At 69.9% G+C, this 14,161-nt stretch carries 12 protein-coding genes and 1 pseudogene; 4 read left to right on the forward strand and 9 right to left on the reverse strand.

Going from position 1 to position 14,161, the window contains the following annotated elements; genetic code table 11:
* Window positions 1-11 precede the first annotated feature (11 nt).
* Window positions 12-2,318: pseudogene (locus AB0E94_RS21950) on the reverse strand (ATP-dependent Clp protease ATP-binding subunit); the annotation flags it as partial.
* 197 nt (window positions 2,319-2,515) lie between these two features.
* Here AB0E94_RS21950 and AB0E94_RS21955 point away from each other — a divergent pair.
* The gene (locus tag AB0E94_RS21955) at window positions 2,516-3,256 is read left to right on the forward strand and encodes a hypothetical protein (protein ID WP_360328867.1); all 741 of its coding nucleotides are present in this window, start codon (window positions 2,516-2,518) and stop codon (window positions 3,254-3,256) included.
* 30 nt (window positions 3,257-3,286) lie between these two features.
* On the opposite strand, the gene AB0E94_RS21960 is transcribed toward AB0E94_RS21955, so the two are convergent.
* Window positions 3,287-3,952 (reverse strand): response regulator transcription factor, encoded by a 666-nt coding sequence (locus AB0E94_RS21960; protein WP_360328869.1) that lies wholly within the window; start codon window positions 3,950-3,952, stop codon window positions 3,287-3,289.
* A complete protein-coding gene (locus tag AB0E94_RS21965) occupies window positions 3,940-5,478 on the reverse strand; it encodes a histidine kinase (RefSeq protein WP_360328871.1) in 1,539 nt (512 codons plus the stop codon). The genes AB0E94_RS21960 and AB0E94_RS21965 overlap by 13 nt, the downstream gene beginning before the upstream one ends.
* 107 nt (window positions 5,479-5,585) lie before the next feature.
* Here AB0E94_RS21965 and AB0E94_RS21970 point away from each other — a divergent pair, with 107 nt between their 5' ends.
* Entirely contained in the window at window positions 5,586-6,044 is a 459-nt protein-coding gene (locus AB0E94_RS21970; RefSeq protein WP_360328873.1) for a DUF6069 family protein, read from the forward strand.
* A 174-nt stretch (window positions 6,045-6,218) separates the two neighbouring features.
* Here the strand turns inward: AB0E94_RS21970 and AB0E94_RS21975 are convergent, their stop codons facing one another.
* Window positions 6,219-6,995 carry a class I SAM-dependent methyltransferase gene (locus tag AB0E94_RS21975; RefSeq protein ID WP_360328875.1) on the reverse strand — a complete coding sequence of 259 codons (777 nt, stop codon included), beginning with the start codon at window positions 6,993-6,995 and terminating at the stop codon, window positions 6,219-6,221.
* A complete protein-coding gene (locus tag AB0E94_RS21980) occupies window positions 6,995-7,402 on the reverse strand; it encodes a nuclear transport factor 2 family protein (RefSeq protein ID WP_360328877.1) in 408 nt (135 codons plus the stop codon). The genes AB0E94_RS21975 and AB0E94_RS21980 overlap by 1 nt, the downstream gene beginning before the upstream one ends.
* Window positions 7,403-7,460: 58 nt before the next feature.
* Here AB0E94_RS21980 and AB0E94_RS21985 point away from each other — a divergent pair, with 58 nt between their 5' ends.
* Entirely contained in the window at window positions 7,461-8,033 is a 573-nt protein-coding gene (locus AB0E94_RS21985; RefSeq protein ID WP_360328878.1) for a TetR/AcrR family transcriptional regulator, read from the forward strand.
* Window positions 8,034-8,165: 132 nt separating this feature from the next.
* On the opposite strand, the gene AB0E94_RS21990 is transcribed toward AB0E94_RS21985, so the two are convergent.
* The gene (locus AB0E94_RS21990; RefSeq protein ID WP_360328879.1) at window positions 8,166-8,990 is read right to left on the reverse strand and encodes an LLM class F420-dependent oxidoreductase; all 825 of its coding nucleotides are present in this window, start codon (window positions 8,988-8,990) and stop codon (window positions 8,166-8,168) included.
* Window positions 8,991-9,004: 14 nt separating this feature from the next.
* Complete coding sequence (locus AB0E94_RS21995) at window positions 9,005-9,649, reverse strand: dihydrofolate reductase family protein (RefSeq protein ID WP_360328880.1); 645 nt, start codon at window positions 9,647-9,649, stop codon at window positions 9,005-9,007.
* Between the two features lie 135 nt (window positions 9,650-9,784).
* Here AB0E94_RS21995 and AB0E94_RS22000 point away from each other — a divergent pair, with 135 nt between their 5' ends.
* The gene (locus AB0E94_RS22000) at window positions 9,785-11,527 is read left to right on the forward strand and encodes a M28 family peptidase (RefSeq protein ID WP_360328881.1); all 1,743 of its coding nucleotides are present in this window, start codon (window positions 9,785-9,787) and stop codon (window positions 11,525-11,527) included.
* A gap of 1,303 nt (window positions 11,528-12,830) precedes the next feature.
* Here AB0E94_RS22000 and AB0E94_RS22005 read toward each other — a convergent pair.
* Window positions 12,831-13,592 (reverse strand): class I SAM-dependent methyltransferase, encoded by a 762-nt coding sequence (locus AB0E94_RS22005; protein WP_360328882.1) that lies wholly within the window; start codon window positions 13,590-13,592, stop codon window positions 12,831-12,833.
* A 53-nt stretch (window positions 13,593-13,645) separates the two neighbouring features.
* On the reverse strand, window positions 13,646-14,161 hold the full coding sequence (locus AB0E94_RS22010; protein WP_360328977.1) for an alpha/beta hydrolase: 516 nt from the start codon (window positions 14,159-14,161) through the stop codon (window positions 13,646-13,648).

Consider the following 14,161-nt stretch of genomic DNA (forward strand, 5'->3'; position numbering starts at 1 on the left):
CGATCATCCGCGCAGTCGACGACGACGGTCTGGCCGGGCCGCAGCTCGTTGAAGAGGATCTGCTCGGACAGGGTGTCCTCCAGTTCCCGCTGGATGGTGCGGCGCAGCGGGCGCGCGCCCAGCACCGGGTCGAAACCCCGGGCCGCCAGGTGCTGCCGGGCGCTGTCGGTCAGCTCCAGGGTGATGTCCCGGTTCTTGAGCTGGGCCTGCACCCGGGCGGTGAAGATGTCGACGATCCGCAGGATCTCGGTCTCCCGCAGCTGGTGGAAGACGATGGTGTCGTCGATGCGGTTCAGGAACTCCGGACGGAAGTGCTGTTTCAGCTCCTCGCTGACCCGGGACTTCATCATCTCGTACGCCGAGGTGGTGGAAGTTGATTGGAATCCGATCGTCCGGCCCACGTCGCGGGTGCCGAGATTGGTGGTGAGGATGACGACGGTGTTCTTGAAGTCGACGATCCGGCCCTGGCCGTCGGTGAGGCGGCCGTCCTCCAGGATCTGCAGCAGCGTGTTGAACACGTCCGGGTGCGCCTTCTCGATCTCGTCGAACAGCACCACCGAGAACGGCTTCCGGCGGACCTTCTCGGTCAGCTGGCCGCCCTCGTCGTAACCGACGTATCCGGGCGGCGCGCCGACCAGTCGCGACATGGTGTGCCGGTCGTGGAATTCGGACATGTCGAGCTGGATCAGCGCGTCCTCGGAGCCGAACAGGAACTCGGCCAGCGCCCGGCACAGCTCGGTCTTCCCGACGCCGGACGGTCCGGCGAAGATGAACGATCCGGCCGGTCGTTTCGGATCTTTCAACCCCGCGCGGGTACGGCGAATCGCCCTCGCCACCGACCCGACGGCATCGTCCTGCGCGACCACCCGCCGATGCAGCTCCTCCTCCATCCGGACCAGGCGGGCCGTCTCGGCCTCGGTGAGCCGGTGCACCGGGATGCCGGTCCAGTGCCCGAGCACCTCGGCGATCTGCTCGTCGTCGATCTCCTCCCGGTGCCGGCCGAGCTGCTTCTCCCGGTCGCGGAGCCGGGCCGCCAGCTCGAAGTCCTGCGCGTCGATCGCGGCCTCCTTCTCCCTCCGCAGCGCCGAGGAGCCGTCGCTGCTCAGCGCACGGATCCGGGTGCGGGCCCCGGCCTCGTCGATCAGGTCGATCGCCTTGTCCGGCAGGAACCGGTCGGCGATGTACCGGTCGGCCAGGGTCGCCGCGGCCACCAGCGCCGCATCGGTGTAGGTGACCCGGTGGTGGCTCTCGTAGAAGTCGCGCAGCCCGCGCAGGATCTCGATGGTGTGCGCCAGCGTCGGCTCGCCCACGTCGATCGGCTGAAGACGGCGTTCCAGGGGCTTGTCCTTGCCGATGAACTTCCGGTACTCGTCCACCGTGGTCGCGCCGACCAGCTGGAACTCCGACCGGGCCAGCGGCGGCTTGAGGATCGACGCGGCGTCGATCGCGCCCTCGGCGGCGCCCGCCCCGACCAGGGTGTGCACCTCGTCGATGAACAGGATCACGTCGCCCCTGGTCCGTACCTCCTTGAGGATCTTCTTCAGACGCTCCTCGAAGTCGCCGCGGTAGCGGGAGCCGGCGACCAGCGAACCCATGTCGAGGGTGTAGAGCTGCTTGTCCCGCAGCGTCTCCGGCACCCGGCCGTCGACGATCGCCTGGGCGAGCCCCTCGACGGCCGCTGTCTTGCCGACGCCCGGCTCGCCGATCAGCACCGGGTTGTTCTTGCGGCGGCGCGACAGCACCTGCACGACCCGTTCGATCTCGAACTCCCGGCCGATCACCGGGTCCAGCCTGCCCTCCCGGGCCTTCTGGGTGAGGTTCTCGCCGTACTGATCGAGAATGGTCTCCCGGGCCGGTGCGGCGGCGGGTGTCGTCGCCGGTGGGTTGACGTCCAGAATCCGGGTCACGTGCCGGCGGACCGCGTCGCGGTCGGCGCCCAGCCGGACCAGCACCTGCGCGGCCACGCCCTCGCCCTCGCGCAGCAGGCCGAGCAGGATGTGCTCGGTGCCGATGTAGTTGTGGCCCAGTTGCAGGGCCTCACGCAGCGACAGCTCCAGGACCTTCTTGGCCCGCGGGGTGAACGGGATGTGGCCGCCGGGGACCTCGTGGCCCTGGCCGATGATCTCCTCGACCTGCTGGCGAACCGCCTCCAGAGCGACCCCGAGCGATTCCAGCGCCTTCGCGGCGACGCCCTCGCCCTCGCGGATCAGCCCCAGCAGCAGGTGCTCGGTGCCGATGTAGTTGTGGTTGAGCGTCCGGGCCTCTTCCTGGGCCAGCACGACGACTCGACGGGCACGGTCGGTGAACCGTTCGAACATGACACTCACGTCCTCGACGCGAAGCCCCACGCACTCCGCTTCAGTCGAGTGGACAGGCTGAAGCCACGTGCGCTGAGTCGGAGCCTCTTGGCGTCGGGGCGGCGCCCGCGTGGGGGGCATCGCTACGCTCGTGCAGGCGCGCTGCTCCCCGAGAGTACAACGGAAACAGGACCACCACGTGTCAGGGAGGCCCCACGATGACCGGAACCCGTACCCGCCGGCCCGTCCCCGACCGCGCCCGCAAAAGGGCCGTCCGGGCGCTCGCCGCCCAGCTCGGCGTGCCCTACTCGGTCGCCGCGCGGCTGCTCGCCGCCTCACGTGACGACGAACATCGGAGCTGGATTTTCGCTGCCCGCGAACAGCGCACCTTCCACGCCCGGGTGACGGACACCCGGCTCGCGGCGGATCTTCCGCTGGGCCGGGCCGCGCATCTGGTCCGGCGGTTCCCGCCGATGCGGTCGTTCGGGCCGCTCTACGTGGGCGAGGCTCGCGAGACGGTCCTCGGGATGCTGTACGCGGTGATCCAGCACGAGTCGCCCGAGCTGCTGCCGCCCGCCGACGAGCTGGCGTGGGCCGCCGAGCTGGGGGAGGAATCAGCCGTCGACATCACGGTCGCGGCCGTCGACCGGGCCGCCCGCCTGCTGCTCGACGGCGACCGGTGGCGGCTGTGGGCCCGCGTCGACGCCGCCCTGGCCGCCTTCGAGTCCGGGACCGACCGCCGGCTGCGCGACGCGGCGATCACACTCGGCCGGGTGCTGCGCTCCACCAGCCTGCGCGGTTCGGTGGACGGAGCCCGGCACATCCTGGACGCGGTGCTGGTCGAGCCGTACGAGGGCGATCCACCGGGCGCCCGGGTGACCGCCGACGGCCGCACCCGCACCGTCATCGGCGTCCGTTGGGAACGCACCGGCCCACCCGTCGGCTACGACCTCGGCTGAAGCCCGGCGGCCGGGAAACCGGCTGAGGGCTCATGTCAGGCCCGCGTCGTGGGCCAGCAGCGCGATCTGGGTGCGGTTGTCCAGGTCCAGTTTGGTCAGGATGTGTGACACGTGGCTTTTCACGGTGGCCAGGGTCATGTCCAGTTCGGTGCCGATCTCCGCGTTGCCGTGCCCCTGACCGATCGCCACGACCACGTCTCTCTCGCGTGGGCTGAGCGCCGCCAGGGTGGCCCTGGCCTGTGCGTATGCTCCCGCCTGCACGGCCACCCGATCCATCAGGCGCCTGGTGATCCGGGGTGACAGGATCGGCTCTCCGGCGGCCACCTGGCGGACCGCCTCGGCGATCCGGGCCGGCGGGGTGTCCTTCAGCAGGAAGCCGCTGGCCCCGGCGCGCAGCGCGTGCAGGATGTTCTCGTCGGTGTCGAAAGTGGTCAGCACGATCACCTCCGGCGGCCGCGGCCGGGCCCGGAGCCGTTTCGTCGCGGTGATCCCGTCGACGCGGGGCATCCGCACATCCATCAGCACCACGTCCGGCGCGTGCGCGTCGAGGGCGGCCGGCACCTGGTCGCCGTCGGACGCCTCACCGACGACCGCGATGCCGGGCGCGCCGTCGAGCATCATCGTCAGCCCGGCACGCACCAGCGCGTCGTCGTCGACGACCAGGACACGGACCGGCCGGGTGCTCACGCGGGCCATGGTATCGACGCGTGCAGCCGGAACTCGCCGTCAGCCTGATGATGGTCGAGGGTCCCACCAGCCAGGTGCACCCGCTCGGTCAGCCCGACCAGTCCGGCGCCACCTTCCCGCAACGTGCCTGATGCGGCGCCGGCTTTCGGTAACGCGCCTGCTCCGGTGCCACCCCTCGGGCCGGTGTCACCCCTCGGGCCGGTGTCACCCCTCGGGCCGGTGTCACCCCTCGGGCCGGTGTCACCCCTCGGGCCGGTGTCACCCCTCGGGCCGGTGCCACCCCTCGGGCCGGTGCCGCCGTTCGGCGACGCGCCTGGTTCTGCGCCACCATTCGGTAATGCGCCTGCTGCGGTGCCGCCCTTCGGTAACGCTCCTGGTGCGGTGCCACCCTTCGGCGCCTTCGGGTCGGTGCCACCCTTCGGCGCCTTCGGGTCGGCGCCACCCTTCGATGACGCTCCTGGTGCGGTGCCGCCTTTCGGTGTAGCCGTCAGGTCGGCGCCACCTTTCGGCGGTGCGCCTGTGGCGGTCTCGCCGGCTGGCCGGGCGCCCCGGACCGCCACCGGATTCCGGACCTCCACTTCGAGGCCCGCGCCCGGGCCTCCGGTGACCGTCACCCGCACGATCTGCCCGGCAGCGTGTTTGCGGGCGTTCGTCAGACCCTCCTGCACCACCCGGTATGCGGTCCGCGCGACGGTCGGCGGTGCCTCCGCCGGGTCGTCGACCGCCTCGTGCAGCAGCACCTCGGTGCCGGCCGCCCGCGACTCGGCGACCAGCCGCGGCAGGTCGGCGAGCACCGGCTGCGGGTGAACGCCGTCACCGTCCTCGTCGTCGCGCAGCAGCGAGATCACCTCCCGCAACTCTTCGAGGGCCTGGTGCACCCCGCTGCGTACCACCCCGGCCGCCCGGGACATCTGCTCCGGCGGGGCGTCCGGCCGGAACTCCATCGCCCCCGCGAACGTCGCCAGCAATGACAGTCGATGCGCCAGCACGTCGTGCATCTCCCGGGCGATCCGCCGCCGCTCCAGCATGCGCGCCTCGGCGACCCGGCGGCCCTGCTCGGCCTCGGCCCGCTGCGCCCGCTCCTCCAGGGTGCGGATCAGCGCCTCCCGGGCCCGCGCCCACAGACCCCAGCCGAGCAGCGCCCCGTAGGCGATCGTCACCAGGGCCAGCCACCAGCCGTACGACATGCCGCCGTTCTGTCGCCACGCCCCCTGAACCGCATGCGCGGCGATCCCGCCGACCGAGACGGCGATCGCGGCCGTCCGGTCCCGCCGCCGCGCCACCTGTAGCGCGCCCATCGTGGCCGGTGGTGTGGCCGCCGGCGACAGCACCGCCAGGACGGTGAGCGCGGCGGTCCCGACGACCGGCCACCGGACCAGCAGCGGCGTCAGCAGCCAGGCCAGCAGCCCGACCGCGACATCCAGCTTGAGCAGCGGATCCGTGGGGTCGCTGCTCCACCGCCCGGCGACGCTGGCCACGATCAGCAGGCCGGAGCCGCCGATCAGAACCGCGAATCCCCACACTCTTCCGTTCACCCGGCGAGGCTAACCAGGCCAGCCGGCCCGCCGACACCATCCAAAGTTGGTGGCGCGCAGTCTCCGGCCCGATGTGGGCACCGCCCCGCAGCCGCCAATCTCGCCTCATGACGAACAACACCCGCACCGTTCCCCCTTCCACTCGCCGTCGCGGCCGTGCGGCGGACAACACCCGCACCGCTCGCGCTTCCACTCGCCGTCGCGGCCGCGCGGCGACCGTCGTGATCGGCGCGGCCAGCGCCCTGTTGCTCTGGGCAGTCGACAGCTGGGGCGACATCGCGCTCACCGTCCGCCAGGGCGACACGATCCAGCAGGTCGGCCCGCTCGCGGTGGTGGTCACCGCGCTTCTCGCCGGGGCCGCGGCCTGGGCGCTGCTGGCGGTCCTGGAACGCACCGTCCGCCATCCGGCCCGCATCTACCGGATCATCGCCTCGATCGCCCTGCTGATCTCGCTGGCCGGGCCACTCAGCGGCACCGACCTCGGCACCCGTCTGGCCCTGCTGGGCCTGCACCTCACGGTCGGCGGTGCGTTGATCATCGGCCTTCCCGGCCGTCGTTGCCGCTGATGCTGCATTCCCTTACCTGCCTCGGACAGCTGATCATCAGGGATTGGAAGAACCCGGTCACGGCGCTGGCCGCTCGGTCTCGGGCGGTGGGCATCATGGGCTGCCGGTTGTCATGGGCTGGGCGAATCCGGTTTGGGTGGCCGGTCTCGGGCCGCGGTCGTCATGGGCTGCCGATCATGATGGGCTGCCGATCATGATGGGCTGGAAGAATCCGGTCTCGGTGCCGGTCGCCCAGTGGACGTCTGTCATCCCGGCGGCTCGTGCGAGGTCGGACAGTTCGGAGCGTGTCCACGCGCGGTAGGTCGCCATCCTGGCCGTCGTCGCCCACTGCCCCGGTGATGTCTCGCTGACCTGTAGGTGGGTGAGGTCGTAAACGGCAGAGCCTGGATGCCAGTCCCAGAGCTGAGTGGTCACCACGCGCCGGCCGGAGACCCCACTGCGTTGGACGGGTGCGGTCGCCGGGCGGTCGGCGATGATGGAGTCGTAGTCGCGGGTGGTCACCAGGATCACGGCGCCGGGGCGGGCGACCCGCCGCATCTCGTGCAGCGCCTGCAGGACGTCTTCGTCGGTGAGTAGGTGCGGGAGGGCGTTGTCGGCGCAGACGACGGCGTCGAAGGTCTCGTCCTGGTGCGGCAGGTGCCGCATGTCGGCTGCCACGATGTCAGCGATCAGGTCGCGGGTCTCGCACTCGGCGGTGGCACGGGCCACCGCGGCCGGGCTGAGGTCACCGCCGGACATCTGGTATCCGAGGGCGGCCAGGCCGATGAGCTGGGTGCCGATGCCGCAGGCGCAGTCGAGCACACGGAGCGTGCCGGTGCCGAGTGATCGCCGGATGACCCGGTCCAGGGCCGCGGCCTGGCGGGCGATGGCACCCTCCCAGTCGCTGTAGATCTGATCGTAGGTGGGGGCCAGGCCGTCGTAGAAGGCGCGGGTGTCGTGGAAGGCCACCATCAGGCGCCGAGCGACGACAGGAATCGCTGCACATCCCAATACCCACGCATCGAGACGATCCGGCTGTCGGCGTCGACCCGGTAGACGAAGACGCCGTCGTAGGACGTGATGAGCCCGTGGGGGAACGTTGTGGTGACGGTGGCGATGACAGCGGCCTCGTCGCCGGCGGCGTGCACCGCGGCGACGTCGAAGCGGATCCGTTGCGGCGCGACGGCCTGCTCCCAGAAACGGGCGAGCCGGTCGCGCCCCCGGATGCCGTCGCCCTCCGGGTCCAGTGGCGAGCCGCCGACCGGATCATGCAGCACCGCATCGTCGGCATAGCAGGACAGCCAGGTGTCGCGGTCGTCGGCGGTGACGGCGGCCATCGCCGCTCGGGCGGCGGCCTCCGCAGGATGAGAGTCCCTCATCGATCCTCCAAGGTGGAACCGTGCTTGACACGTGTAAAGCTAGAGGTAAGCTTTACACGTGTCAAGCACGCGGCTCCGCCTCCTCGAAGTCACCCGTCACCTCGTCGCCGAGCGCGGCGCCGGCATAGCCATGGCCGACGTCGCCCGTGCCGCTGGCGTCTCCCGCCAGGCGGTCTACCTGCACTTCACCTCACGGGCCAGCCTCTTCGTGGCCGTCGTCCGGCAGATGGACGAGCAGGCCGGCATCCACGATCGTTGCGAGCAGGCTCTTCGCCACGAGGACCCGGTCCAGGCGTTTGAGGCGTTCGTGTTGGAGTGGTTGCACTATGTCGAGACGATCCATCCGGTCGCCTCGGCGCTGCTGGCGTCCCGCAGTGACGATTCAGACGCCAGGGGCGCCTGGGTCGACCGTATGGGCGAGTTGCGCAGGGGCTTCCGTCACGCCACAGGGCGCCTCGCGGCCACCGGCCGCCTGCGACCCGGCCTCGATCCGGTCGCCGCCGCCGATCTGGCCTGGACGATGACATCGGTCCCGGTGTGGGAGCAGCTGACGATCGACTGCGGCCGACCATCCGACGACGCGCGCCGACACCTCACCGAGGCCGTCACCCATGCGGTGACCCGGGCCTGAGTTCGCGAGGTTCGCTGCGGCGGCCCGTGGCCCCGACGAGAACAGCGCGGCCACCCGTCCGCCGCCACCGGCAACCACGAGCGCGGCGATCCCGATCGTGACCGACCGTTCCTACGTTCGGAGGATTCCGTGTCAGATCCGACCCAGCAGGTCGTCCCCGACCGAGGTGATCAGGGCGTCGACCTTGTCGTCGTCGATGCCCTCCAGTTCGATGATGAGCCGGTCCACGCCCGCGTCGGCATACCGGCGGACGGTGTCCAGATCGGGCGGTCCGGGCGGGGTGATGGTGATCTCCAGCTCGCCGCGGTCCGCCGACCGTTCCGCACGGCGGGCCGTCTCGGCCAGGATGCCCAGCGTCTGCGCGACCTCGTCGGGTTCGAGGCCCCACCCGTACCATCCGTCGCCGTGCCGGACCGCCCGGCGGTAGGCGGCGGGCGAATGGCCACCGACCACGATCGGCGGGTGGGGCCGCTGGACCGGCGACGGATGCTGGACGACACCCGAGTACGCCACGAACCGGCCGTCGAACGCGGGCTCGGCAGACCACAGCGCGCGCATCACGTCCAGGTATTCGTCGGTGCGTGCGCCCCGCTCGGCCAGCGTCACACCCATCGCGTTGAGCTCCGGCTCGACGTAACCGGCGCCCACCGCGACGGTCAGCCGCCCGCCGGACAGCACGTCCAGCGAGGCGACCTGCTTGGCCAGCAGCACCGGCTGGCGCTGGGGGAGCACGATCAGGCCGACTCCGAGGCGGACCCGGCTGGTCACCGCCGCGAGATAGGTCAGCGCGACCATCGCCTCCAGCCGGGGCGGATTGCCCTCACCGGCGGGCAGCGCGATGTGATCACCGACCCACAGCGACTCGAAACCGGCGTCCTCGGCCATCCTGGCCCGCCTCGCCAGGGTCGCGGGGTCGATATTGCGGTCGCGGTGCAGCCCGTACAGCCCGAGTTTCATTCGATCAGCCAGGTCTACCGCCGGGTGAAAGTCAAGTGGGTGACGCCGCTCGGCGAGGTCACCGACTCGATGGTGAACCTGCTCTCCAGACTCTCCAGGCCGTCCCAGAGGCGAACCCCACGACCGAGAACGATCGGCACCAGAGCGACATGCATGTGGTCGATCAGGTCGGCGGCGAGGAACTGGCGGACGGTGCTCGGCCCGCCCCCGATCCGCACGTCCAGCCCGCCGGCCGCCGCACGGGCCTGGGCGAGCACCTCAGCCGGGCTCGCGTCGACGAAATGGAACGTGTTGCCACCCTCCATCTCCAGGGTCGGCCGCGGGTGATGGGTCATCACGAACACCGGGGTGTGGAACGGCGGGTTGTCACCCCACCAGCCCTTCCACTCCTCGTCCGGCCACGGTCCGCGCTGCGGCCCGAACTTGTTGCGCCCCATGATCTCGGCACCGATGCCGGGACCCCACGCCGCGGCGTACGCGTTGTCGACTCCTTCGCTGCCGGCGTCCTTGCCGTTCATCGACTGGAACGCGCGGGTCGGGAAGAACCACTCCATGAGCCGCACACCGGCATGCCCGAACGGCGCTTCCAGGGTCTGCCCGTCGCCGGTGGCGAAACCGTCCAGAGAAACCGCGAGGTTGTGTACCCGTACCTTCGACATCCCTTGACCTTAGTTTCCCACCGGATATCCGCGAGCCCGGCCAAGAGATATAGATGTTTCGATATCTTGTGCGGGCGTCGGGTTCCTGTTGTTCTACGGCCAGCCATGAATCGGCCTCGACCCTAGGAACCCCCCATGAGACTCAGAACGGTGACGGCAGGACCTGCCCTAGCTGTTATCGCGGTGACGACGCTGGCGCTCAGCACCCTGCCTGCTTCGGCGTCGACCACCTCGCGACCCTCCGGCGCCGTCGCGCCGGCGGCTCTCGCGGCCGCGCCGACCGTGGACGTCAACAACGTCAACGCCCACCTCCAGCAGCTGCAGAACTTCGCCACCAGCAACGGGGGCAACCGGGCCACCGGCACGGCCGGGCACACCGCGACGACGACCTACCTGCAGCAGAAGCTGCAGGCGGCCGGGTACACCGTCACCGTGCAGACCTGCACCACGTGCAGCGGCTCCGCGAAGAACATCATCGCCGACTGGCCGGGCGGCGACACCAACAACACCTACATGTTCGGAGCGCACTCCGACGGCGTCTCCGCCGGTCCGGGCATCAACGACGACGGATCTGGTACGGCCACCCTGCTCGAAGCCGCACTACAACTGGCCGCGAACAACCCGACCATGACGAACCACCTGAGGTTCGGCTGGTGGGCCGGCGAGGAACAGGGGCTGATCGGCTCCAAGTTCTACGTCAACTCGCTGACCACCGCCCAGAAGAGCGCGATCAAGGCGTACGGCACGTTCGACATGATCGCCTCCACCAACGGCGGCTACTTCGTGACCGGAACCGACGCCGTGGCCGTGAAGCTGCGTGAGTACTTCACCTCGATCAGCGTGCCCACCGAGACGTCGACCGAGTGTTGCAGCGACGACGGCTCGTTCCGGAACGCCGGCATCCCGTCGTCGATCAACTCGACCGGGGCCAGCTACACCAAGACCAGCGCCCAGGTGACCAAGTGGGGCGGGACTGCCGGGGCGGCCTACGACCCGTGCTACCACAAGGCCTGCGACACCTACCCGTCGAACATCAACGCGACGTCGCTGGCCCGCTGGGGCAACGCCGAGTTGTACGCCGCGTGGAACCTCACCACGGCCACGTCGACCACGAACGACTTCTCGGTGTCGCTCAGCCCGAACACCGGCTCGGTGAATGCGGGCTCCTCGGCGACCGCGACCGTGAGCACCGCCACCACCGCGGGCAGCGCGCAGACCGTCGCGCTGACCAGCTCGGGTGCGCCGACCGGCGTGTCGGTGAGCTTCAGTCCGGCGTCGGTCACCTCCGGCGGGACGTCGACCATGACCGTTGCCACCACGACGGCGGCCGCGGCCGGTTCCTACACGATCACCGTAACCGGGACGGGTTCGGTGACCCGGACCGCTTCCTACACGCTGACCGTCAACGGGACCGGTACGTGCACCGGTGCCGGCCAGAAGCTCGGCAACAACGGCTTCGAGACCGCGACGACCCCGTGGACCGCCACGACCGGGGTGGTCGCCGCGAACACCGGCGACGCGGCCCCGCGCACCGGCACCCGTAACGCGAAGCTCGGCGGCTACGGTTCGACCCACACCGACACGCTGTCCCAGTCGGTCACCCTGCCCACCGGCTGCAGCTCCTACACGCTGACGTTCTACCTGAAGATCGTCACGTCGGAGACGACCACCAGCACCCAGTACGACAAGCTCACCGTGAAGGTCGGCTCCACCACCCTGGGCACCTTCTCCAACCTCAACCCCAGCGCGTACACGCTGCGCACGTACAACCTGGCCGCCTACGCCGGGCAGACCATCACCCTCACCTTCACCGGGACCGAGGACTCCTCGCTGAAGACGACGTTCGCCATCGACGACACGGCACTCACCGTCGCCTGACGTCGGCAAGCCGATGCCGCGGGGCGGGGCCGCCCCGCGGCATCAGCGCGCTTTCTGCGCAGCGCAGCTATGCCCACCGGCCGATCATGTGCAGCGTGAACTCGAGGTTGCGGCCCGTCGCTCCTGCCGATCTGGATAGGAAACAAAGCCCGGCCCGGGCGAAGCTGCAGGTGGCTGTGGCCATGGTGCGAGGCTCGCCCGATCTCGCGGGGCGTAAGGGCGCGATGACGCCTGCCCACAGCCGTTTCCCCATCCGGGGCAGGCACGAAGCGCCCCGGAAGACTTGTGGAGTTCTGCGAGACGGGCGTGACCGAAATCAACAAGATCGCGGGCGGGCGGGGTAGGCGGCGGCTCCGCGAGCTCCGTAATGCGCGACATAACCGCTCCGGTAGCGAGTGGGGACTGTCCGATCCCGGGCGGCCGGCGCCGCTGCCGATCGTGCCGGGCTGGTCGTCACCGCTGTCATGCAGGCGCCGAGACAACGGCCACGACCAGCCGGACGTGATCCACCATCGATCGGACAGTCCCGCGAGCGGATCACCGTGCGTCCGTAGCGAACGGCTTACCGCTCCTGTGGCAAGCGGCGTAATCGCGCGTCAACGGGTGGCGGCGTTGCCCTTTGCCTGCGGGTGGGGGCGTCGCCGTTCGGCAATCGGCGGCGACGGTTCGTGGATCTTGCACGATTCTTCTTGCTGCCTGCGATCTTGCACGTGTTTTCACGTCTGGGTGTGGTTTTCCCTGCAAGAACCATTTCGCGAGGCGGATCTTGCAGCATTCTTCCCGTCGGGGTCTGGAAATGGCTGCAAGATCGGCTCGAGGGTGCATATTCGTGCAAGATCGAAACGGGGGAGCGGCGTCCGGCGGGATCGAAATGGGTGCAGCGTCCGGCAGGATCGAAATGGGTGCGGCGTCCGGCAGGATCGAAATGGGTGCGGCGTCCGGCAGGATCGAAATGGGTGCGGTGTTCGGAATAGGTGGATGTTGTGGGCCGCGGCTTCGGCGCCATGACCGGGCGTAGGAAACACGTGAATCGGGCCTCGGGTTGCTTGATGGAGTGGAAAACAGTCGCGCTTCCGCTGTCTCGTTGATCGACTGCTGGACAGGCGGCCGGCCGCCTCCCTTCATCTCAGATCGCGGCAGGAACGCGGACCCCGGATGCGAGGGTGCCTAGAGAGCATCCGGAGCCGAGGTCTGCGCATGCCCGCGCACAGATCTGGTTGACTTCCGGCGCAAGGGCACACCTGGCGGAGTCCGAACTCCACAAGATCAGCAGGTGATTTCGGGCCTCTGCCTGGAAAGCTCTCTAGCGGTCGGCGGTTATCAGGACTGTGTGTTTGTGGATGTGGAAGGTGCCGTCGGTGGCGATTCGGGCCTCGACCAAGGCTCGGGCGGCGGCCTCCTCGGCTGGGGTCAGCGGGGTCGCCGCGATGCTGGACAGGAACGCCAGGACCGGGTCGGGAGAAGGAACCGAAAGGTCGCTGGGGTAGCGCTCGACGGTGACGCCGGTGAAGTGTGAGGCCACCAGGTGCGGGACGGATTCGGCGGTGACGTCGTTGCGAGCCGCGGACAGGGTCAGGTCGGGGCGGCCGATCAGTGGGCCCAGCGCCAGCAGCTCGGCCATGTGGTCGCGGCCGTTGACGGCGGCGAGCAGGCGGCCGCCGGGGCGCAGCACGCGGGCGAACTCGCGCAGGGCCGCGGCCGGGTCGTCCAGGTGGTAGAGCATGTGGTTGGCGACCACCGTGTCGAAGCTGGCGGGGGCGAACGGCAGGCCGGCCGCGTCGCACCGGTGGACCGTGGCGTCGTCGACGGTGCGCAGATGGGCGCACATGGCCTCGGAGAAATCGGTCAGGGTCAGGCGCATCCGGCTCCGGTCCACGTGCGACCACAGCTTGCCGGTGCCGGCGCCGACCTCCAGCACGTCACCGGTGGCGGGCAGGCGGGCGGCCACGAAATCGAACCAGTGCTGCGGGTTCGTGCTGAAACTGTGGATCGCCATCCGGGCGGTCAGGTTTCCGGAGGTGGTCGCATACTGCTGGACGGCCCTCGAGGACGGTGAAATCGTCACCCCGGCACATTATCAGCGATAGGCGGTGACCGATCGTTTCAATGGTTCTGGGGCTAACGGACGTCGCGCGGGCTTCCGGGGACGGTGAAGGTTGCGTTTGTCGGCTGCTCCGAGCGTACAAAATCCAGGAATTGCTCTATGTTCGTCGCGATTTTTTCTAGTGCGGTGGTGTAGTCGCGGACCGTTCCCGGAACGCGGAGGGCGTGGTCGGCGCCGGCGATCTCGACGAACGGCTTGCCGGTGGCCCGCGCCGTGCCGGAGTCCCAGAAACGGTCGCCGGTGCCGCCGATCAGCAGGGCCGGCGCCGGGCCGGCGGTGATCGCGGCGGTGACCACCGGGTCGCTCAGCAGCGGGGTGAGCCAGATGGCGGGCAGGGACCGTTCGGCGGCGAGGGCGGCCGCCCGCGTGCCCAGCGACTTGGCGATCAGAATCGGACGCGTCGACTTGTCAATGCGGTGCAGGGCGGCCTCGACGTGGACCCGGACGAACGGCTCCGGATCGATGTCGCGGAGGCCCTCGGGCGCCAGCCAGGTCACGTGCTCGGCCGCGTCGCCGTGGCCGGTGAGGAT

Source organism: Actinoplanes sp. NPDC026670, assembly GCF_040638175.1.
Lineage (GTDB): Bacteria > Actinomycetota > Actinomycetes > Mycobacteriales > Micromonosporaceae > Actinoplanes.

Bases quoted from the DNA above. Each gene is read 5' to 3' on its own strand.
- AB0E94_RS21955 (WP_360328867.1), top strand. From the start codon at position 2,516: ATGACCGGAACCCGTACCCGCCGGCCCGTCCCCGACCGCGCCCGCAAA.
- AB0E94_RS21960 (WP_360328869.1), bottom strand. From the start codon at position 3,952: ATGGCCCGCGTGAGCACCCGGCCGGTCCGTGTCCTGGTCGTCGACGAC.
- AB0E94_RS21970 (WP_360328873.1), top strand. From the start codon at position 5,586: ATGACGAACAACACCCGCACCGTTCCCCCTTCCACTCGCCGTCGCGGC.
- AB0E94_RS21975 (WP_360328875.1), bottom strand. From the start codon at position 6,995: ATGGTGGCCTTCCACGACACCCGCGCCTTCTACGACGGCCTGGCCCCC.
- AB0E94_RS21980 (WP_360328877.1), bottom strand. From the start codon at position 7,402: ATGAGGGACTCTCATCCTGCGGAGGCCGCCGCCCGAGCGGCGATGGCC.
- AB0E94_RS21990 (WP_360328879.1), bottom strand. From the start codon at position 8,990: ATGAAACTCGGGCTGTACGGGCTGCACCGCGACCGCAATATCGACCCC.
- AB0E94_RS21995 (WP_360328880.1), bottom strand. From the start codon at position 9,649: ATGTCGAAGGTACGGGTACACAACCTCGCGGTTTCTCTGGACGGTTTC.
- AB0E94_RS22000 (WP_360328881.1), top strand. From the start codon at position 9,785: ATGAGACTCAGAACGGTGACGGCAGGACCTGCCCTAGCTGTTATCGCG.